This is a genomic window from Rothia sp. P6271, assembly GCF_048512995.1.
Lineage (GTDB): Bacteria > Actinomycetota > Actinomycetes > Actinomycetales > Micrococcaceae > Rothia.
In genome coordinates, this window is the sequence record NZ_JBLXXV010000014.1 from 1 (window position 1) to 26,937 (window position 26,937).

Annotated in this window: 25 protein-coding genes, 1 tRNA gene and 1 rRNA gene; 7 read left to right on the forward strand and 20 right to left on the reverse strand. The window is 46.0% G+C overall.

Annotated elements, in window-relative coordinates; all coding sequences use genetic code 11:
* Positions 1 to 192 precede the first annotated feature (192 nt).
* Entirely contained in the window at positions 193 to 861 is a 669-nt protein-coding gene (locus tag ACN08X_RS08195) for an ABC transporter ATP-binding protein (RefSeq protein WP_419108451.1), read from the forward strand.
* Between the two features lie 67 nt (positions 862 to 928).
* Here ACN08X_RS08195 and ACN08X_RS08200 read toward each other — a convergent pair whose 3' ends face one another.
* Positions 929 to 1,876, reverse strand: coding sequence for a hypothetical protein (locus ACN08X_RS08200; RefSeq protein ID WP_419108452.1), 948 nt, complete (start codon positions 1,874 to 1,876; stop codon positions 929 to 931).
* On the reverse strand, positions 1,866 to 2,519 hold the full coding sequence (locus tag ACN08X_RS08205; RefSeq protein ID WP_419108453.1) for a DUF6318 family protein: 654 nt from the start codon (positions 2,517 to 2,519) through the stop codon (positions 1,866 to 1,868). Before ACN08X_RS08205 ends, ACN08X_RS08200 begins: the two co-directional genes overlap by 11 nt.
* Positions 2,520 to 2,994: 475 nt before the next feature.
* Here ACN08X_RS08205 and ACN08X_RS08210 point away from each other — a divergent pair, with 475 nt between their 5' ends.
* Positions 2,995 to 3,762 (forward strand): trypsin-like serine protease, encoded by a 768-nt coding sequence (locus ACN08X_RS08210; protein WP_419102406.1) that lies wholly within the window; start codon positions 2,995 to 2,997, stop codon positions 3,760 to 3,762.
* Between the two features lie 77 nt (positions 3,763 to 3,839).
* Here the strand turns inward: ACN08X_RS08210 and ACN08X_RS08215 are convergent, their stop codons facing one another.
* Both ACN08X_RS08215 and ACN08X_RS08220 read right to left on the reverse strand, forming a co-directional pair.
* Complete coding sequence (locus ACN08X_RS08215) at positions 3,840 to 4,682, reverse strand: iron transporter (RefSeq protein WP_419102407.1); 843 nt, start codon at positions 4,680 to 4,682, stop codon at positions 3,840 to 3,842.
* A 120-nt stretch (positions 4,683 to 4,802) separates the two neighbouring features.
* A complete protein-coding gene (locus tag ACN08X_RS08220) occupies positions 4,803 to 6,224 on the reverse strand; it encodes an FTR1 family iron permease (protein ID WP_419108454.1) in 1,422 nt (473 codons plus the stop codon).
* A 288-nt stretch (positions 6,225 to 6,512) separates the two neighbouring features.
* Here ACN08X_RS08220 and ACN08X_RS08225 point away from each other — a divergent pair, with 288 nt between their 5' ends.
* Both ACN08X_RS08225 and ACN08X_RS08230 read left to right on the forward strand, forming a co-directional pair.
* On the forward strand, positions 6,513 to 7,604 hold the full coding sequence (locus ACN08X_RS08225; protein WP_419108455.1) for a MauE/DoxX family redox-associated membrane protein: 1,092 nt from the start codon (positions 6,513 to 6,515) through the stop codon (positions 7,602 to 7,604).
* Positions 7,605 to 7,672: 68 nt separating this feature from the next.
* Positions 7,673 to 8,302, forward strand: a complete 630-nt coding sequence (locus tag ACN08X_RS08230; RefSeq protein ID WP_419108456.1) for a class I SAM-dependent methyltransferase — start codon at positions 7,673 to 7,675, stop codon at positions 8,300 to 8,302.
* Positions 8,303 to 8,374: 72 nt separating this feature from the next.
* On the opposite strand, the gene ACN08X_RS08235 is transcribed toward ACN08X_RS08230, so the two are convergent.
* On the reverse strand, positions 8,375 to 9,070 hold the full coding sequence (locus ACN08X_RS08235) for a hypothetical protein (protein WP_419102411.1): 696 nt from the start codon (positions 9,068 to 9,070) through the stop codon (positions 8,375 to 8,377).
* 97 nt (positions 9,071 to 9,167) lie between these two features.
* Between ACN08X_RS08235 and ACN08X_RS08240 the strand changes: the two genes are divergently transcribed.
* Positions 9,168 to 10,154, forward strand: a complete 987-nt coding sequence (locus tag ACN08X_RS08240) for a hypothetical protein (protein WP_419108457.1) — start codon at positions 9,168 to 9,170, stop codon at positions 10,152 to 10,154.
* Between the two features lie 63 nt (positions 10,155 to 10,217).
* On the opposite strand, the gene ACN08X_RS08245 is transcribed toward ACN08X_RS08240, so the two are convergent.
* Positions 10,218 to 12,143, reverse strand: coding sequence for an NHL domain-containing thioredoxin family protein (locus ACN08X_RS08245; protein ID WP_419108458.1), 1,926 nt, complete (start codon positions 12,141 to 12,143; stop codon positions 10,218 to 10,220).
* A 272-nt stretch (positions 12,144 to 12,415) separates the two neighbouring features.
* Here ACN08X_RS08245 and ACN08X_RS08250 point away from each other — a divergent pair, with 272 nt between their 5' ends.
* Complete coding sequence (locus ACN08X_RS08250; RefSeq protein ID WP_419108459.1) at positions 12,416 to 13,816, forward strand: amino acid permease; 1,401 nt, start codon at positions 12,416 to 12,418, stop codon at positions 13,814 to 13,816.
* 3 nt (positions 13,817 to 13,819) lie between these two features.
* Here ACN08X_RS08250 and ACN08X_RS08255 read toward each other — a convergent pair whose 3' ends face one another.
* The 11 genes from ACN08X_RS08255 to ACN08X_RS08305 form a co-directional block, all read right to left on the reverse strand.
* On the reverse strand, positions 13,820 to 16,006 hold the full coding sequence (locus ACN08X_RS08255) for a cytochrome c oxidase assembly protein (RefSeq protein ID WP_419108460.1): 2,187 nt from the start codon (positions 16,004 to 16,006) through the stop codon (positions 13,820 to 13,822).
* 41 nt (positions 16,007 to 16,047) lie between these two features.
* Positions 16,048 to 17,358: a Dyp-type peroxidase gene (locus tag ACN08X_RS08260; protein WP_419108461.1), complete on the reverse strand. Its 1,311-nt coding sequence runs from the start codon at positions 17,356 to 17,358 to the stop codon at positions 16,048 to 16,050.
* 59 nt (positions 17,359 to 17,417) lie between these two features.
* Positions 17,418 to 18,173, reverse strand: a complete 756-nt coding sequence (locus ACN08X_RS08265; RefSeq protein ID WP_419108462.1) for a copper chaperone PCu(A)C — start codon at positions 18,171 to 18,173, stop codon at positions 17,418 to 17,420.
* Between the two features lie 66 nt (positions 18,174 to 18,239).
* Positions 18,240 to 18,821 carry a copper resistance CopC family protein gene (locus tag ACN08X_RS08270; RefSeq protein ID WP_419108463.1) on the reverse strand — a complete coding sequence of 194 codons (582 nt, stop codon included), beginning with the start codon at positions 18,819 to 18,821 and terminating at the stop codon, positions 18,240 to 18,242.
* 23 nt (positions 18,822 to 18,844) lie between these two features.
* Complete coding sequence (locus ACN08X_RS08275; RefSeq protein WP_419108464.1) at positions 18,845 to 19,483, reverse strand: hypothetical protein; 639 nt, start codon at positions 19,481 to 19,483, stop codon at positions 18,845 to 18,847.
* 158 nt (positions 19,484 to 19,641) lie between these two features.
* Positions 19,642 to 19,929, reverse strand: a complete 288-nt coding sequence (locus ACN08X_RS08280) for an HU family DNA-binding protein (RefSeq protein WP_419102420.1) — start codon at positions 19,927 to 19,929, stop codon at positions 19,642 to 19,644.
* A gap of 71 nt (positions 19,930 to 20,000) precedes the next feature.
* On the reverse strand, positions 20,001 to 20,306 hold the full coding sequence (rpsN, locus tag ACN08X_RS08285) for a 30S ribosomal protein S14 (RefSeq protein WP_419102421.1): 306 nt from the start codon (positions 20,304 to 20,306) through the stop codon (positions 20,001 to 20,003).
* A 3-nt stretch (positions 20,307 to 20,309) separates the two neighbouring features.
* Positions 20,310 to 20,480: a 50S ribosomal protein L33 gene (gene rpmG / locus ACN08X_RS08290; RefSeq protein ID WP_145175751.1), complete on the reverse strand. Its 171-nt coding sequence runs from the start codon at positions 20,478 to 20,480 to the stop codon at positions 20,310 to 20,312.
* Between the two features lie 2 nt (positions 20,481 to 20,482).
* Positions 20,483 to 20,719, reverse strand: coding sequence for a 50S ribosomal protein L28 (gene rpmB, locus ACN08X_RS08295; RefSeq protein WP_419102422.1), 237 nt, complete (start codon positions 20,717 to 20,719; stop codon positions 20,483 to 20,485).
* A gap of 617 nt (positions 20,720 to 21,336) precedes the next feature.
* The gene (locus ACN08X_RS08300) at positions 21,337 to 22,398 is read right to left on the reverse strand and encodes a zinc-dependent alcohol dehydrogenase family protein (protein ID WP_419108465.1); all 1,062 of its coding nucleotides are present in this window, start codon (positions 22,396 to 22,398) and stop codon (positions 21,337 to 21,339) included.
* Positions 22,399 to 22,875: 477 nt separating this feature from the next.
* Positions 22,876 to 23,223: a hypothetical protein gene (locus ACN08X_RS08305; protein ID WP_419102424.1), complete on the reverse strand. Its 348-nt coding sequence runs from the start codon at positions 23,221 to 23,223 to the stop codon at positions 22,876 to 22,878.
* A gap of 445 nt (positions 23,224 to 23,668) precedes the next feature.
* Between ACN08X_RS08305 and ACN08X_RS08310 the strand changes: the two genes are divergently transcribed.
* Positions 23,669 to 25,300, forward strand: coding sequence for an ABC-F family ATP-binding cassette domain-containing protein (locus ACN08X_RS08310; RefSeq protein ID WP_419108466.1), 1,632 nt, complete (start codon positions 23,669 to 23,671; stop codon positions 25,298 to 25,300).
* A 131-nt stretch (positions 25,301 to 25,431) separates the two neighbouring features.
* Here the strand turns inward: ACN08X_RS08310 and ACN08X_RS08315 are convergent.
* The 3 genes from ACN08X_RS08315 to rrf all read right to left on the reverse strand — a co-directional run bounded on the left by ACN08X_RS08315 (position 25,432) and on the right by rrf (position 26,891).
* A tRNA-Thr gene (locus ACN08X_RS08315) sits at positions 25,432 to 25,508 on the reverse strand.
* A 180-nt stretch (positions 25,509 to 25,688) separates the two neighbouring features.
* Positions 25,689 to 26,576: a DsbA family protein gene (locus tag ACN08X_RS08320; RefSeq protein ID WP_419108467.1), complete on the reverse strand. Its 888-nt coding sequence runs from the start codon at positions 26,574 to 26,576 to the stop codon at positions 25,689 to 25,691.
* Between the two features lie 198 nt (positions 26,577 to 26,774).
* Positions 26,775 to 26,891 (reverse strand): 5S ribosomal RNA (rrf, locus tag ACN08X_RS08325).
* Positions 26,892 to 26,937: the final 46 nt, after the last annotated feature.

The following is a 26,937-nucleotide window of genomic DNA, read 5'->3' on the forward strand; positions in this document are numbered from 1 at the left end:
TTTATATTTAAGATACGATTTTTGGATAGGTAAAAAATCTTATCTTGTTACGTACGGATTTTTAGGTTTACTCACGATGGATTGGATTGGGATACTTTCAGCATTTATTTTTAATATTTTACTGATAATAATAGTCACAAATATTACCATGTGGAAAATACAGAAAATCCCTATTTCCATAGGAGTTATAGAATGAACAATATATTAGATTTATATCTGGATGAGAAAGTTTATTGTGCTAAAAGCCAAAAAATAACTCTTCTTCAAAATTTTTCCCTCGCTGTTGAGCAAGGAGAAAAAGTTGCTGTTGTTGGAGAGTCCGGCTCAGGGAAAAGCACGTTACTCAATATATTGGGCCTTATCGACACCTCATACTCTGGCACTTATACACTATTCGGGAAATCTACGCAAAAACTTTCTGATAGAGAGTTAGCAAAGTTAAGAAATAAAAATATTGGATTTGCTTTACAAGAATCAGCTCTCATTACTTCTTTAAGTGTTGAGGATAATATAAAACTTCCACTCATATATTCTCAAAGCCGAGGGCAAAAAGAACAGCAAAGATTTGAGGATATTACCGGAGCACTTGGAATATCCAATATCCTCACGAAAAAACCTCTTGAATGTTCCGGAGGTGAAAGAGCTCGAGCTGTCTTTGCTAGAGCGATTATTATGAGCCCACAGGTTATTTTGGCTGATGAACCCACTGCTTCACTAGATGACAAGAATAAATCAAAGATTATCGATTTATTATTTGGCGCAGCTCATGATTTTGGCGCCTCAGTCATAACAGTAACTCACGATAATATTTTTGCGCACCAGCATGATCGTGTTATCCAGTTAGAAAGAAAAGAATACTAACGTTTTAACTTTCACTTTTTTCTTTACTAGAACATGAGAGGTGAAATACGACTTCTTGTCATCAAGTTTATCGATCTACGAGGTCAGAACGCACAGACCATATAGCGACATCGGCGGAGCCTTGTACAACGTTCACACCAGAAACAGGTAGCCATACCCCACCGTCTCCCACGGAGTACTCCCCCGAATACACGACAGAAACATTCACCTGCACATTACCGGTAGAAGAATACTGATGACTTGTTGGTGTTTGCTCATCCCATACTCCATCACCTAGAACTTTCCCAGGTGAGCTAAGCACACCCGAAGATGTACCATCACCATAATCAAATACATAACCCACGGGCACGGCACGAACTTTTACAGGAAACCCAAGAACCTCCACATCAAAATCTTGAGGGTGAGCTTTGACCATAAAGTTTGTATGGTAGTTCACCAAAGTATCAGCGCCCGGTTCAACAACAATCTCGGGCGCGTCAAGAACTAATCGTTCAAAATCTTCACCAGAAAACACCGGAAATTCAATGACGTCAGAGTCCGACTCGGCTTCGGTATTATCAGCACCAGATGGGTCTGGTGCGCCTCCTGCTGGGCGAGAACCACGAGACGGGCACCATGTTTTACCAGTATCTGACCAACCATTGCCAGAAGAAGATTGAACCCGATGCGCAACATCATCAGCAAAAAGCCCGCAACGAGGAGGCACACAACGTTTCTTACCGTCACAATAGCGAACAAGACGATACTCTATCTGCGGACCAGCATATGAAATCGCACTCTGCCCACCCGACGAATTAGCGATAATGGGAATACCGGTAGCAGTGATATACGTATTCGGCGGAGCTTGAGGATGAGCCTTTCGGCGTGAGTCTTCTGCAGCAGATACTGTAATTTTTGTGTTAATTGTATTACCGTATCCTTCTGTAATAATTCTTTCATCAGCAATAGCAGAAGGCTCTACAAAGGTTAAACTCATTAACAAGCAGATAAGAATTACTACTTTACTATTCCTCATAGTTAATACCTTCTACACCTAACAACTCACCAAATACCCAAGCCCCCTGTGAGTAGTACAAAACAATAGTTCCAAGCCTGCCTCTAAAAGCATCTGGACCCTCTGAGCTGCAATCGTCCGTTCCTTTACAAGCTTCCGAAGAACTCACCGAAGGTCGCACTAAGAAACGATAGAAACCGTCTTCACCCAAAACAAAATCGTTATCCTCAAAATCAACTTTCATAGTAAGTCCGACAACCCATTGACCGGCTGGGTAAGCTTTTTTCAAGCTGTTATAGAAATTCTGTTCACGTTCATTATCCGGCGCAGTAATACGAGAAATATCATCCACATCCCCCGTACTCGAAGCATAATTACGCAAATCAACCCAATACCGAATAAACGCCTCAGCACCTTCTAAAGTCTCTTCACGAGCAGCCTCAGGAAAAACAGGCTTCGGCACATTAAACGCACGATGCTTTACAGAAGCCGCAACATACTCACCAGCATCAACTTTCTTTTGTTCCTCTGCTGTCAGACCAGACTCGTTAACATCATCAGGTGATGTAGAAGCATTTTCGGATTCTGACGTAGATGAAGTACCAGCTGAAGAAGAAGCTGACGCGCTAACACTTGCCGTCATGGAAGCTGAAGGCGAGTTCATCTTATCTTTTTCAGATACCGGTTCTTGAGTAGAGCATCCGCATAGTAGGGAACTGATACATAGCACTACGCTAGAACGAAGCAACCAGCTTTTAAACGACATAAGAGCACCTGTTTCATAAGGGAGTTAGTAGTCTAAGTTCAAAGACAAACTTAATTTTTCATTAAACCTACAATGAGAAGAGTGTATTGGAAAGAAGGTTATGGCTATCTGTGGATATATGACAGGTCAGTGACAGCGCAGAACTTTTTTCTTCGTCATTATATTCGCGGTTTAGCGCGCTAAAAGTACCATTAGTGAATAATGTATACCCTTATGGGGACAGAGTTTTTTGTTCTGGCGTTTTATGATATTCCTTATCAACGACAACGCATATTTGGTTGTGCGTATCACAATTATTTGCGGTTTAGGTTACGCCTCAACGTCGAGGGGAAGACCGCACTATGCGTGTCAATGAAGAAGATAGGAATATGTTATGGCTAGGTTCAAGAAATTACGTTTCCTTGCGGCAGCTGCACTGAGTGCTGTTCTCGTGGCACCAGTAGCAGCACCTGCTCATGCAGTAGTTGGAGGGTTCAATTCTAATCAGAGTGCAACTGTTCGGCTATGGGCTTATGGCTATAAAGCACCAGACTTATTGTGTAGCGGTAGCCATATTGGTGATGGATGGGTGCTCACCGCAAAACATTGTGTGGATGATATTGGTGTCAACACATGGTCAAGTCGTGTTGTTTGGGGAAATCCTCGTATTAACTGGAACCTTCCAGAGGATCAGTACACCGGCCCAAATTCTGGTATCGACAGAATCGTCACCCATCCGGACGAAAATAAGGATATGGCGTTGGTGCATGTACCAGGTTTAGCTCAGGCTCGTGTGGCAACTTATCGTTTGCGTGACGGTGGTACCGCAGAAGATCTTAAAAATGCTCGTTGCACGGCGTATGGTTACGGCTTGTGGGAGGACAATATTGATTCTGAGAGTTCTTATGCTCAGCGTCAGCGAGGTTTGAAGATGAAGATTCGTTATGCGAGTACTTCTATTAAGAACTCTAATTCAGCGCAGCTTCGTGGTTATAACGACCGCGGTGGCTTCCTCGTAACAGGTGATTCTGGAGGGTCTCTTGTGTGCAACGGAGTGCTTTCTGGTGTGACTGTCGCTTATTGGCCTAAGTCAAAGTCTAATTCGTTTATGTCTATTTCTGCTCCTGAGCGTAATTGGATTCACCGCACTACTGGTATTTAATAATTTCTGATATTAAACGGGTGGGGCGCCCTCAAGACTTTTCTTGAGGGCGCCCCGTCTGTTAGCTATTGGTTAGCTTACATGTTCATAGGAACAGCAGTTTCAGATTCTGCTTTTTCCATTGCTTTTTGAGCTGCTGGATCTTCGAACATCTTGACGGGGTAGTCTTTACATGCGTCAGATGGTTCCATGAAGTTCTCCACAGTATTTTTCTTGACGATGTCGAGGTTTTCCTGAGTGATCTTCCATGGCATCACAGCGGTGAGTGGTTTGAACCAGCCGCGTGCAGGTACACCAGTGATGTAGTCCTGATGTAGGTCGTAGTTGTTGGGTGCGTAGATGGTGACGGTGAGGGTGTAGTCGCCAGGTTCGGTGATGGAGTCCTTTGGCAGGTTGGTGCCGTAGTGTGAACCATCGATTGCGTTCATTTCCATCATCATGCCGCTTGCAACAGTTTTGCCTTCACTGTTATCGAGTTTGTACATGAGGTGTAGGTCAGCAGGGGTTTCGTCGACGGAGTATCCCCAGTTGGTTGCGAACTCTGTTGCTTTGAGGTCGAACTCAAGGTGCATTTGTGAGTCTTTGTAGTCAAGCATTTTCATGGTTGACTTGGGGTTGTCGAACATTTGACCTGGCTGGAAGAAGTGGATTGCACCGATGAAAGGTCCAAAGTCAGCTTCTGGTCCGGCTTGTTCCTGCAATCCACATTCGTCGGGACGTTTGTTGGCTGCTACTGCGCCTTCTGCTTCTTCTTCAGGTGCAGCTGCTTCGTCACTAGCTTTAGCTTCTGCACTGACGCTGGCGGTTGCTTTTGCTTCATCTGCAGTTTTTGATTCTTCGTTCTTGGTGCAGCCTGCTAGCGCGGTCGTCGCGATAGCAAGTGATGCCAAGGTAACGAGGGTCTTCTTACCTAGTTCCATGGAGTTTCTCCTTAGATATTTATGTCGCAATGAATATCCGTACCTGTATGGTGAGGATATTTATTGTGTCGAGGGTTTTCCTCTTTTTACACCTCAATGGGTGAAGTTTTTGTGTGGTCTTTAGCTTTTGGCTAAGGACTGTTGTTCTTGTTCTGCTTCGCGGCGTTCACGGCGCTCTCGTAGGGTATGGGACAAGATAATCCACACGCTAGCAACGAAGAGAATAATTTGTGGTAGCAGTGTTTCTGCTTGGGGGTATATTCCTAGTTCTGGAATGTAGTATTCCATCCATGGCAGGTTAGTGCTTCCAAGGATGACGTTTGCTTCTTTAAGTTCTTGTACACCTTTTCCAACGAAGGAGATACACATAATAAAGAGCATGATGGAAGTTCCCATGAAGATGGGGCGTACTGGTAGTTTTGCTCCTCCAAAGCGGAAGATAAGGAAGATGATTGCGAGGAGTGCAACACCAGCCACGAACCCCAAAGCTATCCAGAGAGGGTCGCTTTTTCCGCCGGAGAAGGATGCGGTGTAGAACAAGACGAGTTCTGCCCCTTCTCGAATGACAGCAAGGAAGGCTGCAAAGACGAGAGCTTTTGCCGCTCCTGATGATACGGAGGTTTTCACCATTCCGTTGATGTATTGTGACCAGTTTTTTCCGGAGGATTTTGAAAGCATCCAGTTAGAAACGTAGAAGAGCATACCTACCGCGAGGAACATGGTGATGCCTTCGAGTAGTTCTGATGCTTGTCCTGCTCCACCGAGCAGTTCAGAAAGTCCCCAGGCGAGCAGGAAGGATAGAGCGATAGCTGCAGCAACACCGAAGTACACGTATTTGACGAGGTTTTTATTGCCACTTTTGACGAGGTAAAGCACAATCGCAACAACGACGAGGAGTGCTTCGAGCCCCTCACGTAGCAATAAGGTCATTGCGGTGCTGAAGTCTACCCATCGTTGTACGGTTGGATCCGCTTTTTCTACGTGTTGCGCTTCAAGTAGTTTGTTGCCGATGGATTCAGAAGAATCTGCTGGTGCTACTCCGTCAAGTACCATGGCATCTCGTGCCACCGCGGTTTTGATGATTTCTAGTTGTTGAATAACGTCGGGGTTTCCGGGGTCAGCTTTGATAGCTAGTTTTACGCGAGTGAAGCGGCCTTCCATTTTGACTTTTCGGTTTCCCGATAGCGTCATGGAGGCTGGCTCTAGCGAATTTTCATACCACCCAAAGTATGCTTCGCCGATATCTTCTAAGGTTTTGTTGTAATCCTTGTTTTTGTAGGCGGCGATGGCTTGGTTAATTTCTGCTGCCATGCACAACGCGTAGTCTTGGTGGTTGCGTTGTGTTCCGTCTGGGTTGGTCGCACCTTTTTCACAGATTGGCAGAGTTTGCTCTGTTGCACTATTGCGTGTTGAGCTGTTCTGTGTCGGTGCTGCAAGAAGTTGTGTAGGCGATGATGATAAGAGGATGAGAGTGGCAAAGAGTACTGCTATTGCTCTTATCAGAATATTTTTAGATGTATTTTCGCGAAGCGAAGCTGTCAATGTGTTATTCCCTAGTCTGGGTTTCTGGGGCAAAACCCTAGTCGGTATTCAAGGATACTAAGATTAGTCTAACCTAATTGTCAAGATTTTTTGGTTCTGAAAATTTTTTATTGCTCCTATATGTTGAGTAGCTTCTACCTCAAAGGGGCTTATTTTTTAGCTTTATTCTCTCTTGTTTTCTAGGTTTGCTCAGGTTTTTTGTCGTATTTCTAGGGTTATTCAGACATGTGCGGTTAGTCTTAAAGACAGTTAGTTTTCTTCATTCGCTCTATCTTTAGGGAAATATCCGTGACTCCCCTTGTTCTTTGTTCGTTAACGGTTGTTGCCGTTCTTGTTATTAGTGGTATTGCTAAGGCAAAAGAGCCCCAAAGTACCGCAACTGCTCTAGTCAATCTCAAGTTAGATAGTTGGCTTCCTTTAAAATTCATCGCAAAGACTCTTCCTTGGGTTGAGTTATTTCTTGCGGCGTGGATTCTTGTAGTTCCTGGGCCTATCGGGGCTTTGGGGGCCTTTGTCGCAGTTATTCTTTTTGCGGTGTATTGGGTTGTTATCGCTCGTGCGGTAGTCACAGGAAATACTGCTTCGTGTCAGTGTTTTGGTTCTAGCTCGCAAGCACCTATCTCCGTATTTACGCTTGGCCGAAATACTGCACTTTTTGGTGCGGCGATGGGAGCTTTGGTTGGTGCTGTCCAAACCGGTCATTCTGCGTTGGTTCAGTTTTTCTCTCTGAACAGCGAAGGCTGGCTATGGATTTTCTCAGCTGTAGTTTTGTCGTCAACACTGTGGTTTATTTATCGTTCTGAAACTGTTCCTGCATCGCCTACGGTAGGGAGATCTGATTCTCTCGAAGATCCTTCTGCTCTTGAGAGCTATCTTCAAGAGTATGACGGTGTTGAAGCTGAGTACATTCGTTTGCCTATTCCTTTTGGAACATTAGAAAATAGTGATGGTTTCCAGGTTAACGTACGAGAATTTGCTTCTTCACAGGCACGTATTTTGTTGTGGGTGTCTCCCGGTTGTGGCCCGTGCCAAGGTCTATTAGAGCAAATAGACGGCTGGCAAGAGCAGCTTCTTCCATTAGTGAAGATTCATCCTATTGTCTCGGAGCATGATTTGATTCCTTATCTGGGCCTTTCAGATACTTTTGAGCCGTTGGTTGATCCGCAGCACCAGTTCCAGCCAGCTTTTGGTTGGGGTTCTCCGATGGCGGTTGCGTTGGGTGCTGATGGTCTTGTCGCGGGTGGGCCTGTTCGCGGGCAACAAGATATTGAACAGTTCTTTGCAGATATCATTGCTCAGCTTACTGAACCTACCGAAGAAGATGAGGCTGTGTCTGCAACAGATGATGTTTTGGAATCTGTCGCAGAAAAAGATTCTTAGACAGTTTTAAAGAATGCCGGTAACGTTGTACGTACCGGCATTCTTTATATATAGGTTAGGTCAATATCATGCGTGATAAGTCGTTGTGGCAGATTAAGAAAGAGCAAAATCCTGGTCATTCTCAGTGGTATATTCAACGTTTTAAGACGATGCAAGAGCAAGGCGCTGATATTTTAGGTGAGGCCCGTCTGATTGATGCGATGTGTGCTCGCGGTTCTCGTATTTTAGATGCTGGTGCTGGTCCCGGACGTATCGGTTCTTATTTACAGAAGCAAGGCCATCAGGTTATTGGTATTGATATTGATTCTGAATTAATAGCTGAGGCCCAACGGGTATGCCCTGAAGCGCAGTGGATTACCGCAGATTTGGCGGATACAGCTGAAGTGTTAGGTTATTCTCAGCAAGATATTGAAGCACCTCAACCTTTTGACATGATTGTCTGCGCCGGAAATGTGATGACTTTTCTTGCACCGTCTACACGTGTTCAGGTACTTCGCGGATTCGCTACCGTTCTGGGTACGTCAGGTCGAGCTGTTATCGGTTTTGGTGCTGGCCGTGGCTATTCTTTTGAAGATTTTTTCTCTGATGTTCAAGAAGCGGGACTAGAAATTTCTCAGCTTTTCTCGACGTGGGATTTATATCCTTATACGTCTGATGCTTCGTTTCTCGTCGCAGTACTAGCTGTTCCTTCAGCTTAAAAGATGATGGTGGTGTTTTCGTTAGAGAGGAAAACACCACCATCATTTTTATGAGGTAAGTCTTCGTTTCTTTTAGAGAAGATGTATCTCTTCAAGAACTTCTGTGGGCAGAAAGTTTGCAGAAACGACGAGAGACAGCAGCAATAAATACACGATAATGGCTAAGGTGGAACGCCACTGGGGGTGTAATTCGTTAAAGCTCACAAGACCGGGGTGTTGTTTATTCATCTGCAAAACGTTGATGTTCGGGTACATCACGGTTTGTGGCGAGATATCGCCACTAATCTTTTTCATCGTTTTTTTGTCCCAGATTCTTCCGTCCATGCGGAAGATTCTTTTTTTCTGTGCGTTAGTAGCCCAGAGTGCTGGTACTCCACGGTGCCCTAAACTTTTAAGACCTTTTTGGGCTTTGTGCACCGATTTTTTTCCGATGAGACGTTCAGCAAAAATTGTTTGGTGAATTTCGTTGAGCTCAATGGTTCTCCACCCGAAGGTTCGCCCCATCAGAAAATGTGTTTTCGTGCGCACTGCAATAGTTGGTTTCAGAAATGAGTACACGGACAGTGCTGCGGCTAAGACAACAAACACAAGAATAACGGTGTAAGGCAGGGCAAGGCGTCGACGCGCAAGTAGTAGACCGATAGCAATAATGACAAGTGATGGAGGAACTGCTGCTATCAGACGACGATGGTATGAACTGATACGCGGATGATAGGTTGCAAGAATTTCGCCGTATTTTTCAGGGACCTGATGGATATGTTCTGCCATAGGTTCATCTTATTAGTTTCTTCTCTACACAGGCGCTTCTTTTTCTGTGTTCTTTGCTGAGTTCTCTCACACTGATTTTCTGGGCTACATTAGTGGTATGCGTTTTCGTTCTTCTGTTGATCGTATCTTAGCTTTTTGGGTTATTGGAATGTTCTGTGCAATAGCTCTGGCATTGATTTCTTTGACCCTTATTAACCGGTTAGTGTACGCACCAGAAGGGCAAGTACATCAGTATTTTCAGGCTCTTGAACGTGGCAAAGGAGACCATGCTTTGGGTATTCTTGATGCTCACATTCCTGATGCTGATGGGACCTTACTTGATGGTAAAGCATTAAAAAATTCTGTATCAGAGATTAAAAATTTTTCAATTATTGGTAGTGCTATTACTGATGGGGGTTCTAAAGCACAGGTAGATGTCGAGTACGTTGTTGATGGTTCAACATATCGCAGTAGTTTTCATCTCACAAAGGTGGGCTCTCATTGGGGCGTCTTTGACCAATGGCATATCGACCCTCAAACTCTTCCTACCATTAAATTGCAAGCACCAGCAGTGCACAGTGCAAGTATTAATGGGGTGAAGGTGGGTGTTGATTCAGCATCTCAGAATTTCGCGGTTCTTTACCCTGGTGTTTTTTCAGTAACTTATGAGTCGTCCTTGTATTCGGCTGAACAGCAAAAAGTTCTTATCAAGGGGAATGATCCTCATGAAACAACAGTAGTTTTACGTCTTGTACCGAGTGAGAACGCCCAGAATTCTATTACGTCACAGGTTTCAGCAGATTTGAATGAGTGTGCGTCAAAGAATTCTCTATTTCCCGTAAATTGTCCTTTTGAATATGATTTTACGGGACGTGTTCAAGGAAATGTCTCATGGACTATTAAGAAATACCCTACGACTAAGGCCGTTATTAATGATGAGGGACAGTGGGTGTTGCCTTCATCTTCAGGAATAGCTCAAATTTCGTTTACCGAGCTTAATCTTTATACGGGTCAACAGCACAAAGTAAAAGAAGATGTTCCTTTTACTTTTTCTGCTGATTTAGATGTATCAGACCATGAAGTAGTTGTGCGACCTCGTTTTTAGGTCTACATTTTATGAAAAAGGTTTTAGGTACATCAAGACAATGATGTGCCTAAAACCTTTTTCTTAGGAGTTTATACCTCGTAAGTCAAGAGTTAATATTTCTTCTCCAACTCCATCAACTACTACAGGAATACCCCAGTCTTGTTGGTAGAGGTGACAAGCTGCGTGTTCAGGAATTTCTTGTCCTTCTTCCCCATCACAAGCAGCAGCTCGAGCAGTAATATGTAGTACCGCATTACTAATTTGTGGGTTGAGAGTTAACGAACGTTGTAGTCCTTGGGATGTTCCGGCTCCTGAAAGGATGAATTCTTCAGGCGTCGATGATACCTGTAATTGGGTGGGGTCTCCCCAACGGTAATCAAGTTTTTGTCCCGTTGGCGCACTAAAACGGGCTACCAGTTGCAGGCTCTCCCCTTTGAGGGAGGTCGCTGGGCGTGCTGTTTGTGATGATCCTTCATCAATTTTTTGTGTATTTTCAGGGATATTGATGCGGATGAGTTGGTGTGCGTTAGCTTCTACTACGATCAGGCGAGCGCCGGTGTCTGTATGTTCTATGAGGACGTCTGAGGGTTCGTCTAGGTCGCGGATGAGCGTTGTTACTTCTTGTGTTTCGGGTTGGTATCGGCGGATGGCACCATTGTAGGTGTCAGCGATAGCTATTGATCCGTCGGGTAGGGCGGTGAGCCCGAGGGGGTGTTGTAGTCGTGATGTGGTGCTGTGTCCGTCAACGTATCCGAAGTCGAAAAGTCCAACGCCTATGGCTGTTTCTATGTGTGGGGTGTTGTTTTCGAAGCGGATGAGACGAAGTGCGGAGGTTTCTGAGTCTGCAACCCAGATGTTACCTTGATGGTCTTCTGTCAGCCCGGAGGGTTGGGCGAACCAGCTTTCTTGTGCTGTTCCGTCTTTGAGTCCTTCAGCTCCTGTTCCGGCGAATACACGGATTTTATTGGTGTGTGGGTTGTAGCTGAAGAGTTGTTGTGTTCCGGCCATGGCGATGATGAATTCTTGTGCTTGGTGTGACCATGTGATGTCCCAGGGTGAGGAGAGTGCAACGTCGGTTGGGTTGAGGTTTTCTGGGATGTGGTTGTGGTCTTTTGAGCGTGCTTTTTCGCCGTCGATGAGGCGTTGTACGCCGTTACCAGCGATGGTTGTGATGCGTTGGGTTTTCCAGTTGAGGGCGCGGATACGGTGGTTGACGGTGTCTGCGATGAGGATGTCGTATCCGAGTGTTTCGCGGAGTTCTTCAGGTACGAGGCATAGACCTTGTGGCTCGTTGAAGAGTGCTTCATCGCTGTTTCCGTCTTTCCATCCTCGTTGTGTTGTTCCGATGGTGCGTTGCGCTGTTTCGAGGTCGGGGTTGAGTTGTACGAGTCGGTGGCGTGCGCTGTCGGTGACAAGGTAGGTGGTGATGTTTTCCTCGGAGTATTCGGCGGGTAGTTCGATAGCTTTTCCGGGGAAGGCTAGGATGCCTTGTGGTTTGGGACGTGGGACGTAGGGGCTGTCGCCGTAGCGTAAAGTACCGGATTCTTTGTGTTCTTGGATGAGTTCTTCGACGAGTGAGGTGAGCCCTTGAACGTGTCCTTCCCCGGAGAGGTGCGCCACGATGTATCCTTCGGGGTCAATAACGACGAGTGTGGGCCAGGCTCGTGCGGTATAGGATTGCCAGGTGCTTAGTTTTGGGTCGTCGAGGACGGGGTGTGTGATGTCGTATCGGTCGATAGCTGCTTCGAGGGCTTTAGGATCTGCTTCGTGTTCAAATTTTGGGGAGTGCACGCCGATAGTGACGAGGACGTCGCCGTACTGTTCTTCAAGGGGACGTAGCTCATCGAGGACGTGTAGGCAGTTGATACAACACAGTGTCCAGAAATCGAGAATGACAATTTTCCCGCGGAGGCTTTGTAAGTTGATGTCTTTGCCTCCGGTGTTGAGCCATCCGCGTCCGGTTAATTCGCTAGCGCGTACCTTGTGTGAGCGTATTGTATTGTTCATTAGAGGTAGTCTTTCGTATCGATATGGGGTCATTGGTGTGTTTACACTATCTTAGGATGCATTTTTGTCTGAAAGTATTTCTTTGTTTGAGATAGTGCTTGTTATAGACCGTCATATTTTGTGATGTTGTGTCATATACGCTCTGTTCTCTTTTATTTTTGTTATTTCCCCTTGTCGGAGTAGTCTATGTAGCGGTAAAAACGCTTTCCTGATGGTTTTATGTGCGGGTTTGTGTTTGCATTTGCGTTTTAGTAGAAAGTAGCAGTTTCGCTATGTCTCATGATGGTGAGAGTTCTATGGAGTTAGCTTCCCATTCTGACCGTTCGTTGACGAAGGCGTTGAGTCCTCGTCATCTTTCGATGATTGCGTTGGGAGGGGCTATTGGTGCAGGTCTTTTGGTGGCGTCTTCTACTGCTATTACGGTTGCTGGCCCTGCCGTGATTCTTTCTTATATTTTAGCCGGAGTGATTTTGACTCTGGTGATGCGTATGTTGGGTGAGTTGTCTTCAGCTTCTCCGCAGACTGGTTCTTTTTCTGCGTATGCTCATCGTTTTATTGGTGCTTGGGCCGGTTTTACCGTGGGATGGTTGTATTGGTGGTTTTGGGCTGTCACGGTTGCTATTGAGGCGACAGCTGCTGCCACGATTATTTCTGGGTGGTTCCCAGCTTTTGAGCAGTGGGCTGTTGCTGGCGTTCTTGTTCTCGTGTTGATGCTTTTGAACCTTGTATCAGTTCGTGTTTATGGGGAATCTGAGTTTTGGTTTTCTTCTGTTAAGGTTTTTGCTTTAGGGCTGTTAATTGTGCTGGGTGTGTTGGCACTTGTTGGTGTTATCCCTCATTCTTCTGCGGGCCTTTTTCAGTTGATCGGTCATGGTGGGTTTTTCCCGCATGGTGTGGGTGCTGTTTTTAGTGCGCTTCTTGCCGTGATTTTTTCGATGTTTGGCGCTGAGATTGTTACCATCGCCGCTGGTGAGTCAACGCATCCTCGGGAGTCTGTGGTAAAGGCTGTAAATGCGGTATTGCTGCGTATTCTTATTTTTTATATTGGTGCTGTTGCGGTGACGTTGTGTGTTGTTCCGTGGACGTCTATCGTTTCGGGCGTTTCACCTTTTGTGACGGTTTTTGAGAGTTTTGGTGTTCCGTATGCTGCAGTTGCAATGAATATTGTGGTTCTTACGGCTCTTATATCATGTTTGAATGCTTCCCTATACAGCTCTTCTCGTATGCTTTTTGCGATGGCTTCGCGTGGGGACGCTCCGAGATTTTTTAGTGGGGTTTCTTCTGTGGGTAGCCCGTGGACTGCAGTTATTTTCTCGTCCTGTATTGGTATTGCTTCAGTTCTTTTGAATTATTTTATGCCGGATGCTGTTTTTAGTTTTTTGGTGAATACGACCGGCGCTACTGGTATTTTTGTGTGGCTTTTTATTGCGGTGTCTCATCTTCGTTCTCGCCGTATTCTTTTGGCAGAGGGTGTTGATGTGACGGCTCATACAGAAGTGCTTAAGATGTGGGCTTTCCCCTATCTTAACTGGGCGCTTATTGTCGTGTTAGTTGCTCTTTTGCTGTTCATGGGTGCGAGTGTAGAGCACCGTTATGAGGTTCTTATCTCTACTGGTGTGGCAGTTGTGGTGGTGTTCTTTGGATGGGTGCGTTCTGTTCGTATACCTCGTTAGCTGTTATTTTAATGTTGAGTTTTCTTCATTGAGTTTTTCGAACATTTCGTTGTAGGCTTTGAGCTCTGCGTCGCCGTCTCGATCAGCTTGGCGGTCTAGTCGTTTGGCGACTTTTTTATCGGATGCTGCCCATTGAATACCGACAGCTACAGCGATGAGCATGGTAGGCAATTCACCTATCCCCCACATCAGGGATCCACCAAGTTTTTGGTCGTCGATGGCGGATAGTCCCCATTCTCTTCCGAGGTTTCCGAACCAGGATGCAGCAAGTAGTGTTTCCATATTCATCATGGCAATACCAACAAATGCGTGGTATCCCAACGTTGCGATGAGGAGGATAAGCCGCATGGGGTAGGCAGGACGATACGGAATAGGGTCGATGCCGATGAGCACGAGAGAGAAAATGTATCCGGTCATTAAGAAATGGATAATCATCAACTCGTGACCTACGTGGTAGGAGAGCACGAAATTGAGTAATGGTGTGAAGTAGACGATGACAATAGATCCGGCGAAGTTTACGGCTGCAAAAATGGGATTTGTAACGATTTTGGACCATCGAGAGTGAATAATCCTCAAAATCCATTCTCGTGGGCCTCGTGTTCCATCTTGACGAGGTTCTAAAGCCTTCAAGACGAGTGTGATAGGTGCTCCAAGGACGAGAAAAATGGGAACAATCATGGTCAGCGACATGTGTTCTACCATGTGTGCGGAGAAGAGTACTCGCCCATAAATGGCTAGGGCACCGGATGTGATGTAGTTCAGTGCGAAGAGTCCAACTATCCATGAGACGGTTCGCATGATTGGCCATGTTCCACCAGCTTTTTTGACACGATAGTAGGCCCATAGGTAAAAGTATCCTGCACAGCAGATGAGGAATACCCATAACCAGTCAAAGCGCCATTGTGTAACCCAGTGAGTGAGAGAGGGTTCTGGTGGCATGTCGTACCAGGTGATAATGCGTACAGGTGGGGCGTCTGTTGCAAGAGTTTCTGGAACGGGTGGGGCTGTTCGAGAGAGTGATACGGCTAGTCCGCTAGCTCCACCCATAATTATAATTTCAGCAATAATTGCACGCCAGATACCGATAAGGGGGCGAATCTTCCCCCGAGACATAGCAGGTATGAGGTAAAGTCGGTGGGCTGCGCCTATGACACCTAGCATCATGGTCAGAATAAATTTTGTGAGAATTATATTGCCATAGGCCGTGGTGAATAGTTCAGAAATATTATTCATACGCACAGCAGCGTTAATAATTCCCGATAGAAGAATAAGAATAAAGCCGAAGAGTGCTACTGCAGAGTACCTTCTGAGGACCACAATTGCCATTGGCGCACGACGGTTCAGAGTAGTATTAGTACCTCGGTCTTGTTCTACAGTGGTGCCGGTGCCCGCTTCTGGTGTGCTAATTTGCTGGGAGATGTAGGCGAGCGCAATTAACCCTCCGCACCAGCTGATGGCTCCTAAAAGGTGGAGTCCGAGGGAATTGACTGCTCCCATATGGTCTGCACCTCCAGAAGAGTGTCCGCCTAATGCCATATCGACAATGGCTATTAGTGAAATACCCCAGGTGATAAGTAATCCTAGTAGTGAACGTACTGCGAAGATGAGCGTTGAGACAGTGGCTGCAACAATGACTGTTGTAGCTTGTTCTTTTCCTGCGTCAATATCGGTGATATAGCTGATGAGTTCTGATGCGTAAGAGCTTGCAGAGGTTAGTGGTCTTCCTGAGATGTCGGAGTAGGTAAGCACTAGCACTGCTATAGCGGTGAGTGTCCAAGTGACTGATAGTGCTGAGGCGAAGTTAAGCAGTGAAGTGAAGGGAGGGTATTCTGCTCTTTGTTTTTGACATTGGGTGGAGTTTTTTCGGTAGGTCTTTACGTTCAGAGTGGAGTCTGTAAATCGTGGGATGATGCCTATAGCAAAGATAAGAGCGCCCATTGTTGCCATCATGGCGAAGTTATGAAGGACTTCAACGATAGGTAGCCCCCAGCGGACAAAGGCTCCAGCATCGACAAGAGCAGTTGCGTTGCTTTCGCCGGTAACGAGTAATGACAGGATAAGTAGCAGCAGGGCTGATATGGGAAATGCCCAAATCCATTGGCGGCTTACTCCCCCGTAAGAGAGTGCCTTGATAAGGTGTGGGGTCTTCTCTTGAGGTGTTTTTTGTTGCGTAAGTCGTCGCTGCGCCATGTGCTGGTTGTTCCTGTGTTGTGGTGTGATGTGTGGGTTTGTTATGGCTGGGAGGGTTTGAAGAGGTTTTCTCCGATAAATCCATTTTCTTGGCATCCGGCGGGAATCGCAAATACTGCTGATCCGATGGGTACCGTCCAGGTGTTCAGCATGTCGAGTTGTGCTAAGCGTTTTTGGATGGGAACGAATTGTTGTGTGGGGTCACTCTGGTATGAGGCGAAGATTAGTCCGCTTTGGGAGATGCCTCCGGTAGTTTCTCCATGTCGTGAAAAGCCTGATGCGTCTGTTACAGGAAGGTCGTAGTTGTATCCTCGTCGGAGGATACGTTCTTGGGGTTCTTGTGGGCTTGCTCTACGTATGTGTGCGTAGGGTGCGATGACGTTAAATCCGAGGTGGTCTGTTGCCGAGAGGTCGGGTATGTCGTATTCTTTTTCTCCGGTAAGAGGTGCTCCGTTGCTTAGCTTTCTGCCAACGGCGTCTTCACGTGCAATTCTGTCTGCTTCGTCCCAGGTGTCTAGGTTCATATGGATACGTCGGATGACGATAGAGGTTCCGTTCTCTTCCCATGCGGGAGTCTTAGGGTGTTTTCCCCATACGACTTGTTCCATACTGTTATCTGATGTTGTGGGGTTGACGGTTCCGTCGACTTGCCCAAAGAGGTTTCGCATGGTCTGCCCGGGTTTTTGGGATCCGTACGCATGGCGGAATCCTTCTTGTACCCATCGGATAGTTCCAAAAGTTCGGGTGTCTTTGAGTAGCATTCGTTGCGCGTGGGCGACGGTCATTCTGTCGTCGGCGCAGATTTGAATGAGGAGGTCGCCGTCACTCCAGCGTTCTTGTAGCTGGTCGATTTGCGCGAAGGGTGGTAGTGGTTTGAGCCATGGTGGTTTTTGGCGGGGGTTTGCTATCTCGAAGATTTTTTCGCCGAATCCAAAAGTGATGGTTAGTGACGCTGGAGTTTCTGCGAGTTCTGGTTCTTGGTCAACGATTGGGGCGTGTCCTTGAGTTAGTTGCGCGGCGTCATCGGTGAGGATTCTGAGCAGACGGCTTAGCTGTTGGGCGTCGGTGTCGTCGTTTAAGTCGATAGCGATAAAATGCCCAATTGCTGGTGCTGGTGTGTCTATTCCAGCTTGCCGTGCCCCGTAAAAGGATGTTCTCGATTCCTGAAGAGGTGCAACTTTTTGTTCTTTTGTTGTTTCTTGGTGGGTTTCGGGGGACATCCTATGGATTGTTTCTGTTGCAAGAGCTCCTATACCTGCGCCAAGGGCACCTGCGACGAGGTGTCTACGTGTTGGTGCTGGTCTTGTTTCTTTGTCAGAAATGTGTGCGGGGGTCTGCTCAGAATCACTCATCGGTTTCCTCAAGGTGGAGGTTTTCTAAGACGCTGTCATCGTCTTAGATGTAGTGGATATTATTGTGCACATTGTGGCAGCATTCCCTGGGAGTTATCTCCATCCTCAGACATGCCGTCCATATGGTGCATTCCTTCGTGGGAGTCTCCCTGTTCGTGGGAGTCTCCCTGTTCGTGGGAGTCTCCCTGTTCGTGGGAGTGTTCACCTTCTGCGGGAGTATGTTCCTTGCTAGGAGCATACTCTTCTTTTGCTCCAGAGTAGTCGCGAGCGACTGCTTCAAAACCAAACTCTTGACCGTCTTCGGTTTTGAGGGTGACATTTGCACGAAGTCCTGCAGGTAGGGAACATTTCATTCCCACTGCCATAATGTGGTTTCCGCCTGGTTCAAAGACAAAATCTTCTCCGGGGTTGATGGTAAAACTTGTCACTTGTTTCATCATCGTTGAGCCGGTAGCGGGGTCCTTCTCTGTAGTATGCAGTTGCGTATCATCAGAGATAGAGCTCGTCGCAGAAACAATGGTGATGGGCTGATCCGTCGTGTTTTTTACTTTCCCGAAGAACGCGGTCATACCACCTTTTGTAGCTTTAACCCAAGTATCAGAAAAGACCAGTGCACTACTTTGCGCAGAGGCATTCGTTGTAGTTTCTGTAGGTGTCGTAGCAGTACTGCTAGCATCTGCAGAAGATGTGGGAGTAGCCGAGCTTTGAGAATGATGGTTTGAGGTATCTTGTGCTCCGCAGCCCGTAAGGACAAGCGCACCAATAGCGACAGAGCTCAATAGGACAGTAGTTTTGGGTGTAGAAATCTTAAACATGAGTATTCCTCAAAAAAAAATATAATAAAACGCTTTTAGGAACGTTTGGACGATAGAGAAGATGAGTTAAGAAGAACGTCGCTTCTTAAGAAGGAGAACGATAACGGCGGCTACCGTAGCTAATGTTGCGAGAGAAAAGATAATGCCTTTATTTTTCTCGATCAAAGAGGTTTCTGGCGCATCCTGTTTTTCGGTTGAAGCTTCGTGAGTTGCTGTTGCCTCTGTAGCCGATGTTTTCGGTGCACCTTCACCGACGACGAACTCATATTTTCCTTGAATGGGATGTCCATCTTCAGAAACTACTCGCCACGTAACGGTGTATGTTTCGTTAGCTTTTTTGTCTCCTGAAAGTGTCGTCGAGACATCTTTTCCTGAAATTTCTGGAGATTCGCTAGCGATAGATTCCCCCGTCGAGGTTGTTACTCGTACTTGGTTAGCTCCATCGACATCTAAAATATTCCCACTATATTTGAGGGTGATTTTGTCAGGTAGCTGGTTAAGGGTTTCTCCATCGGCAGGAACCGTAGAAATAAGTTGGTCATGGGCTTGAGCTGGAGTTATGGCTAAGGCGCTCAAACCTAACACTAATAGTGCGTATAGAGCAGAGATTAGTGTTTTATGGAGTGCACGAGATGGTGCTGTCTTCATATATATTCCTTCTATTGTGTTGTTTAGTTATGGAAAGAACAACGCAATAGAGGTGGGCCTCGTCGAGGCTGTGTAAGAAGAAGTAGCAGGGTATGGAGCGTCTGCTCAAAAAAGTAGATTGGCACATGGTATGTTCGGGGAAGGTGAATGTGTACCGGTGGAGTCCAGAACAGTTCTGTCAGGCGAAGGCTTAGGGCGTTGAGACAACGACGAATCGTTTCTTGTCCATAGCAGAACATGCCAAAAGTTATTGCTGCCGCACCGATGTGAAAAAGCACCATCAGCGGCATATTCCCATGATGCGCGTGGTGAGTAGTAGTCTCTAAATGCAAGCTAAAGTTGAGCCGTTGAGCTCCATGATGATGGCTGTGTGTATCGGTCAGTGACGTCCCGCTATATGCAAGCATGAGATGCAATAATCCTTGTCCAAGGAGTATTGCTCCGGCTAAGAGATATTTTGATATGCGATACGTACTAAACGGCAAACAGGCTAATGCTGTCAGCGCGGTGCAGAGAAACCAGATAATGGGGTGAGGCAGACCGCCTCCTGCAATACCGTGGGCAAGGGCTCCTACTGAGGTGGAGGTTAGTGCGGTACACCATGCACGCAGTAGTTGTTCAGTACGTTCAGAAGACGAGCGGTCGAGGGATGTGTGTGTCATCCGTTGTGGCTCCTCTCCTGTGTATCCAATACTTTTTCTAGTGTATCTGAGGTTTCGTCCTCTTGAGGTTACTGAAACATCTATACACCGTAGAGATACAGAAGAGGTTGCTTCATCTTTCGATGAAACAACCTCTTTTGTAAGTCTTTGACAAGTTTTTATTTCTTGTTGGAGACTGCTGCCTTCAGCTTGGAACCAGCGGTCAGCTTAACACCATGACCAGCAGGAATCTGAATAGTTTCCCCAGTCTGTGGGTTGCGACCGGTGCGTGCAGCGCGGTCAGTGCGCTCAATAGCCATCCAACCAGGAATGGTAATCTTTTCGCCTTTGGCGACAGATTTCTCAAATACCTGGAATAGTGCGTCTAGCACACCGTTTACAGCTGCCTGGCTGGTGCCAGCTTTCTCTGCAACCTCTGCGACGAGTTCGCTGCGGTTCTTAGCCATAGTTGCCCCTCCTGAGACTTTATGTTTATCTAGCGATTAGCTTCAGTAGCTAAATCGTTACTAGCCAAACCTTACCAGCTTGACTTGGTGATACCGGGCAATTCGCCGCGGTGTGCCATTTCACGGAAACGGACGCGAGAAATGCCAAATTTTTGGAAAGTGCCACGGGGGCGACCGTCAATCTGGTCACGGTTACGAACACGTACTGGAGAAGCGTTACGAGGAAGCTTCTGCAATCCGAGACGAGCAGCTTCGCGCTCTTCTGGAGTAGCGTTTTCGTCGACTAGGGTCTTTTTGAGCGCTAGGCGCTTTTCTGCGTAACGTGCAACGATTTCTTTGCGCTGTTCGTTACGAGCGATTTTGGACTTCTTAGCCATGTCTTATCGCTCCTCTCGGAATTCTACGTGCTTACGAACAACGGGATCGTATTTCTTAAGGGTCATACGGTCGGGGTTGTTACGACGGTTTTTGCGGGTTACGTAGGTGTATCCGGTACCCGCAGTGGACTTAAGCTTGATAATAGGACGTACGTCCTTGGTCTTTGAAGCCATAATTAAATCTTCTCCCCGCGTGCAATCATTTCTGCAACAACAGCATCAATACCACGAGCATCAATAACTTTGATGCCCTTAGCGGACACGTTGAGGGTTACGTTGCGGCGCAGTGAAGGCACCCAGTAACGCTTCTTCTGAATGTTCGGATCGAAACGACGCTTGTTGCGACGATGCGAGTGGGAAATGCTGTGTCCAAAGCCGGGAACAGCTCCGGTCACCTGGCAGTTTGCTGCCATAGTTTTCTCCTCCATTTGTTGACGTAATGACGGTGCGCAGGCGGTACATACTTAGCACAAGTGCAAGTTGTATGAGCGTCCCGTCACCAAGGTAGAGCACCGGGTTATTCGCCGGGCTGGAGTGTATGAGACTCAGCTTGGGTGAGAAAACAAGCTAAATCCCCGCCGCGGAATAACGGTGAATAGTTCAAGGTGTCGAGAGGTGTTGCCACCAATGCGACAGCCTTAAATACTATGTAAATACTGGCTTTTATGCAACCTAAAACCACCTTTAAGAGTGCAAGATTCCTAGAAACTCAGCGCTTCATCGGAGTACTTGAGCCTCAAAAAATGACAGCAAGTGCGCCTTCAAGCCATACATAAGTCTACCACAACTTCACATTTTTGCTTGTCAAAACTGTTTTAAGATTATTTTATCCATTATTTCTACCTCTCAAAACAGCACTCAAGCCCGATAAATTACATGCATGAAATTTACAGTGTGAGATTAACGGCTTAATTTTTTCATACACATTGTTCCTACACACAAAAAAGGTATGTTACCCCAAAAAAGATTGAGGCAACACACCTTTTTTATCCAACCGTTAAAGGTTTCAGCGTAGAACGCAAGAAGCTAGTTATGCTTTCTTCTCACGGGAGATAACAACCTTTACAGCGTCGTGCTTAGCAGCGTTCGCAAAGAGCTCGTATGCTTCTTCGAATTCATCGAAGGTGAAGTGGTGGGTTGCCATTGCGCGTGCATTGAGGCGACCTGACTTCACCATGTTCAAGAGGTTACCAACAGTGTTGCAGCTTACGAGACCCATATTGATGGAGACGTTAGAAATCCACATCTTATTGATAGGAAGCTCCACAGGCTTACCGTGAACACCAGCGTTTGCGATAGAGCCGAAGGGGCGAACGATGTCCATGCAAGTCTGGAAGGTTGCAGGGATACCAACTGCCTCAATTGCAACGTCCACACCAAGGCCATCGTTAGAGAGAGCCTTAATCTTTTCGATTGCGTCAGGATCAGATGCGTTAACCTTATCGGTTGCACCGAGCTCGAGAGCTTTATCCATACGGTTCTCGTCCATGTCAACGGTGATGACACGACCTGCACCACAGAGGTTTGCGGTCATAATTGCACCGAGACCGACAGGGCCTGCACCGATAACCGCAACGGTGTCACCAGGCTTGGTGTTACCGTTGAGGATACCAATCTCGAAACCGGTAGGTAGAGCGTCAGTAAGGAAGAGGACGTCTTCGTCGTCTAGACCCTCAGGTACGAGGTGCACAGAGGTTTCTGCGTAAGGCACACGAACATACTCAGCTTGAGTACCGTCAATCATGTAACCAAAAATCCAGCCGACGCCACCAACAGTCTGGCAGTGTGCTGGCTGATTTGCCTTACAGTAGGAGCACTTACCACAGTTAGTAACAGCAGGAATGATGATGCGGTCGCCAACTTTAAGGTCGGTTACAGCTTCGCCAACCTCGGTAATGGTACCAATAGCTTCGTGTCCAAGAATACGACCCTCTTCAACTTCAGGAACATCGCCTTTAAGAATGTGGAGGTCGGTACCGCAAATAGTAGTGGTGTCAACACGAGCAATAACGTCGGTTGGCTCCAAGATGGTGGGGCTTGGTACTTCTTCCCAGTTACGCTTGCCGGGACCGTGGTAAACGAGTGCCTTCATAAGGTCTACTCCTCCAATAAATGTCTAGTGTGTTGCCCGTGATGGTACTCGGGCGTTTTCCATCTACACATAAGGATAGCCCTCTGTGTTACGCCACACAATACTAACTCGTACTTACTTTTTTCCCACTAAGTTACATATTGTCACCAAGCCATAAAAACAATACTTTCACATGGGAAAACTTTTTATGCAAAAATAAAAATCCATAAAAAAAATTTTTATACCTTAACTCAAGCTGTTTCATAGAAACATACAAGAAAACCTCGGTGTGTCGCATAAAAACTTAGGGTAAATAAGTCCCTAAATCTTGCATTTATAAGAGGTAAAAACAACCTTTATTAAAAAGTATTAAAGTCATGACATTAATACAAAATATGAGCTTTCCAGCAAAAGCTCAACAGCAGAAAATCACCCCAAGATTAAACTATCTAGGCACTTCACGAGTGTTGATTCTAACCAAAAAAACAGCACCCAAAGTTATGGATTGCGAGTAGAAGACTTCTTATACAGAAGCAAAGACATCGATACAAGCGCAACAATAGCCAGAATATCTGCGAGGAGAATCAGAACACTATTATTCTCTCCAACACACCTGAATAACATCGACATTCCGGTTATACAGTAAAGAGGCAGAAGACTCATAACCGTCAGAAAGATCCGCTCTCTCAAGACCCAGTAGAGGTAGAACATCAGTAGAAGGACAAAAGAAACAACAGCAAAAATAGAATGAGGAGCATGAAAACTCGCCAAATACGTAGACCAAAGCATCAGCACAACCAGTAAAACAACGGTCAAAGCTTTATTACCGCCTGTTGTCGTGAACATTGTATTTTCTCCTCCCCTTATATCAGCCTATTCGTCGGAATAACCATACACATACCATTTTTATCGATCGAGCACCGATAAGCATAGATATTTTCATATAGCCCTGAGAACCAGGTAGAAGCAGGTAGAACCACATTACCAAGGATGTACACAAGAAAATACACAAGGATTATTCATCTTATTTTTTCAATAAATACTTGAGGTGCACATCAAAGCTATTTAACACAACAAAGATTGAGGTGAACTGCCCAAACATAACTATCATAGATAATCTCTGAGTACTTCATTGGGGTGGTATTCAATGCGAGTTCCACCTATAATGGCATACGTTCGATGCCTACTTGTAGCATCATTTTTCAAGGAGTGCATAATAGAAATGAAGATGTAATTTCCACTCAGCCCCGCTGAGACGTAACCTCAATTTTTCTACGTCACGGAGATTGCTATGCCCTCTATTACTCTTAACACCGTCTCATTTTCTTACGGATCTCGCCAAATACTTAATCGCGTAAATCTTCACGTTGCTGAAAGCGAACGAGTATTTATTATTGGCCCCAATGGCAGCGGAAAGACAACACTACTTAAAGTCGTTTCTGGAGAATTATCACCTACTTCAGGGCAGGTAGTCCCCACCCCATCACAACATTTTGTGCCCGACCCCAATCATTTCGTAGGTCAAGTCAACGACTACTTTGATACCGCATTTGCACCCGTCAGAGATTTATCGGCACGTTTTAATCAGATATTGGCTTCGTTATCTGAAGGTGACAGTACATTAGAAACCGAATACGACCATGTTCTTGCTGAAATGACTGCACGAGATGTATGGTCATTAGACTCTCGGCTAGCAGAGACTCTCACTGGTCTTGGACTAAACATAGTCGGTGCATCCCTAATGGAACGTAGCCTCAATACGCTCTCTCCTGGGCAACTCGCTCGATTACGGTTAGCGGCGTTACTCGTCCTTCGTCCCAACGCCCTTATTCTCGATGAGCCAACGAACCATTTAGATGCAGACGCAGTTAGCTTCCTCTCAGATACCATTCGTCAGTGGGATGGTCCTGTACTTGTATCAAGTCATGATCGGGCTTTTATCGAAGAGACAGCAACCATCATTTATGACACTGACATTGCAGTATGGAGCGAGTTAGCTAAAGCACGGGGAGAAAATAATTCCAGCGGTCTTTTCCGCAGTCGAGGGAACTATTCGGATTACCTCACCGCGAAGAAAACTGCTCAAGAAAAACATGCACAAATCCATTCGTCTCAGCAGTCCCAAAAACGCAAACTTCAAGAGCACCGTCACGAAAGTATGAAAATTGCTCGCGGCGGAACTCGCCTCAATACTGCAACCGGGGTAGCTAAAAAGTTTTTTGCTGATAGGGCTTCAGCAACATCATCTAATCGCATGAGAAGCGACGAAGTTCGGTTGAACCGTCTAAAAGAGGAAGAAGTCCACAAACCTCGTAGCTACAAGTTACAGTTCCCTCCATACCAAGGTCAGCCAAGCTCGGGGATTGTTGTTTCCGTTAGGCAGGCATCCATTGTTAACCGACTTCTACCAATAGACATGGATTTATCGGCGGGAGAACACCTCCTTATCACCGGAAGAAACGGCACCGGTAAAAGCACGTTACTTAACTGGATTGCAACAGGAAACCCACCCATAGGAGCAGAAACAAACGGCTCAGTTTCACGTGATGATTCGATTGGCATTGTTCCCCAAAACCTCCCGAGTGAAGGAGATACCGGATTTAACAATAGACTTTGGCAACAGGGTGTCGGTGAGCTAGGTCAAGGAATTCTGCACCCTTCTATGTGGGCCACGCCCATTCCAGACTTATCTGCGGGAAATCAACGACGTGCTCAACTCGCTATCGTACTAGCGCAGAATCCCTCAATACTGATAATGGATGAACCGACTAACTACCTTGATTTAGACACCATGCAAGCACTCGAAAAGGCTCTGAGAATGTGGAAGGGAACACTCATTATCGCAAGTCACGATCGTTGGCTTATCAACCACTGGCACGGACGACAAATTCATCTTAAAGACAGAAGTAGCCTCAGGGGCTGAAACTTATCCTATGCCATACCAGTGAACCGGGTACATAAAAAATGGGCACTTGTTTTCTCAAAAATTTTGAAAAAACAAGTGCCCAGATAATTTTATTCCTAGAACAACGTATTACCGTTTGCACTCATAAGTGGAGCCCCCTACCGGATTCGAACCGGTGACCCCCTGTTTACAAGACAGGTGCTCTGGCCAGCTGAGCTAAGGAGGCATATGCGCTAAGGCACTCAACTAGTGTACCTGAACTTTAGATAATATGCATCTTCAGCAAGACCTAAAAGACAGGAAACACATCACAAAAAAGCGTTTCGCTCACATGCCTAAAAAGACTCATGAGCGAAACGCTTTTTAAAGCTCTACAAACGGCTATAACGTCTTAGAAGGTTAGAGACTACTCAGACTTCTGTTTAGCTTCAATAATGCCGTTAATCCATGTTGTGAAGTCATTAGAAGTGTACTGTTGTCCGTCAGCATAAACCGTAGGAGTACCAGAAACACCGTTATTAGAAGACTCAGGTGTCACAACATTCACAAGAGAACGCCATTTATTGTTATCCATATCGTCCTTGATATCAGCACCATATTTTTTAGCGATATCAATAATCTCAGCGTTCTTCATGACTTTACCCTGATGCGAGAAAATCTCTTTCTGATATTCCAAGAATTTCTCTGGTGAAACCTGATTTGCAACAGCATAAGCTGCAGCAGCTGTACGAGCAGAATACTGACCAGCATACTCCCCATCAAGGAAAGTTAGATTACGAATTTCAAGAGTAATCTTTCCCTCTTTAACCAGTTTTTCTATTTCATCACCATAAGCTTTTTCAAACTCAGCGCAGTGAACACAGTTATAATCTTGGAAGATGGTTACACGTACGGGTTTCCCGTTGTGTGCAGCTTCCTCAGGAGTCTGTACGCCTAGAGGCAAAGGTGTTTCTTTCGCCCCTTCTGTCGCTTGATGCGATGCTGTTGCACTATAAAGGCTCTTGATATCGCGTGTAGGCTCATCAGAAGCCCCTTTCTTAATGCCGTCAGCAGTCAGAACAATACCACCATATTTATTAGCTGATTCTGGTACAGGCCCTGCATCCTCAATGGTGTTTTTCTTCGTTGTGATAAAGATTGTTGCCACAATAGCGATAATCGCAACAACAACCAAAGCGATGGTTGCTTGCATCCAACGCTTATTAGAACGTGCACCAAGCTTTGCTTGCTTAGCAGCGATCTGGCGAGCACGTTCGCGTGGATCAACAGAGTTTTTAGAATCTTCTTTAGACACTAGAGATACTCTCTTTCATAGTATTTTACGGATAATAGCCTAGCTGAGTTATCTCCCAAGAATAAACGTTATAGAGGCTTTTATAGAAAACTGTCATTCTTTCCACAGGAGTACCAAGTCGTAAAATTCATGGACTTGTCGTTAAATAAAAAGAGGGGCTTTCACATAATTGTGAAAGCCCCTCAATATCCCGATAAAAACCGGCGGCGACCTACTCTCCCACACCGTCCCCAGTGCAGTACCATCGGCGCAAAGAGTCTTAGCTTCCGGGTTCGGGATGGAACCGGGCGTTTCCCTCTTGCTATAGCCACCGTAAACTTACAACAAAGTTTACGTTGCCTGAAACCTCACTTGGAGGTTA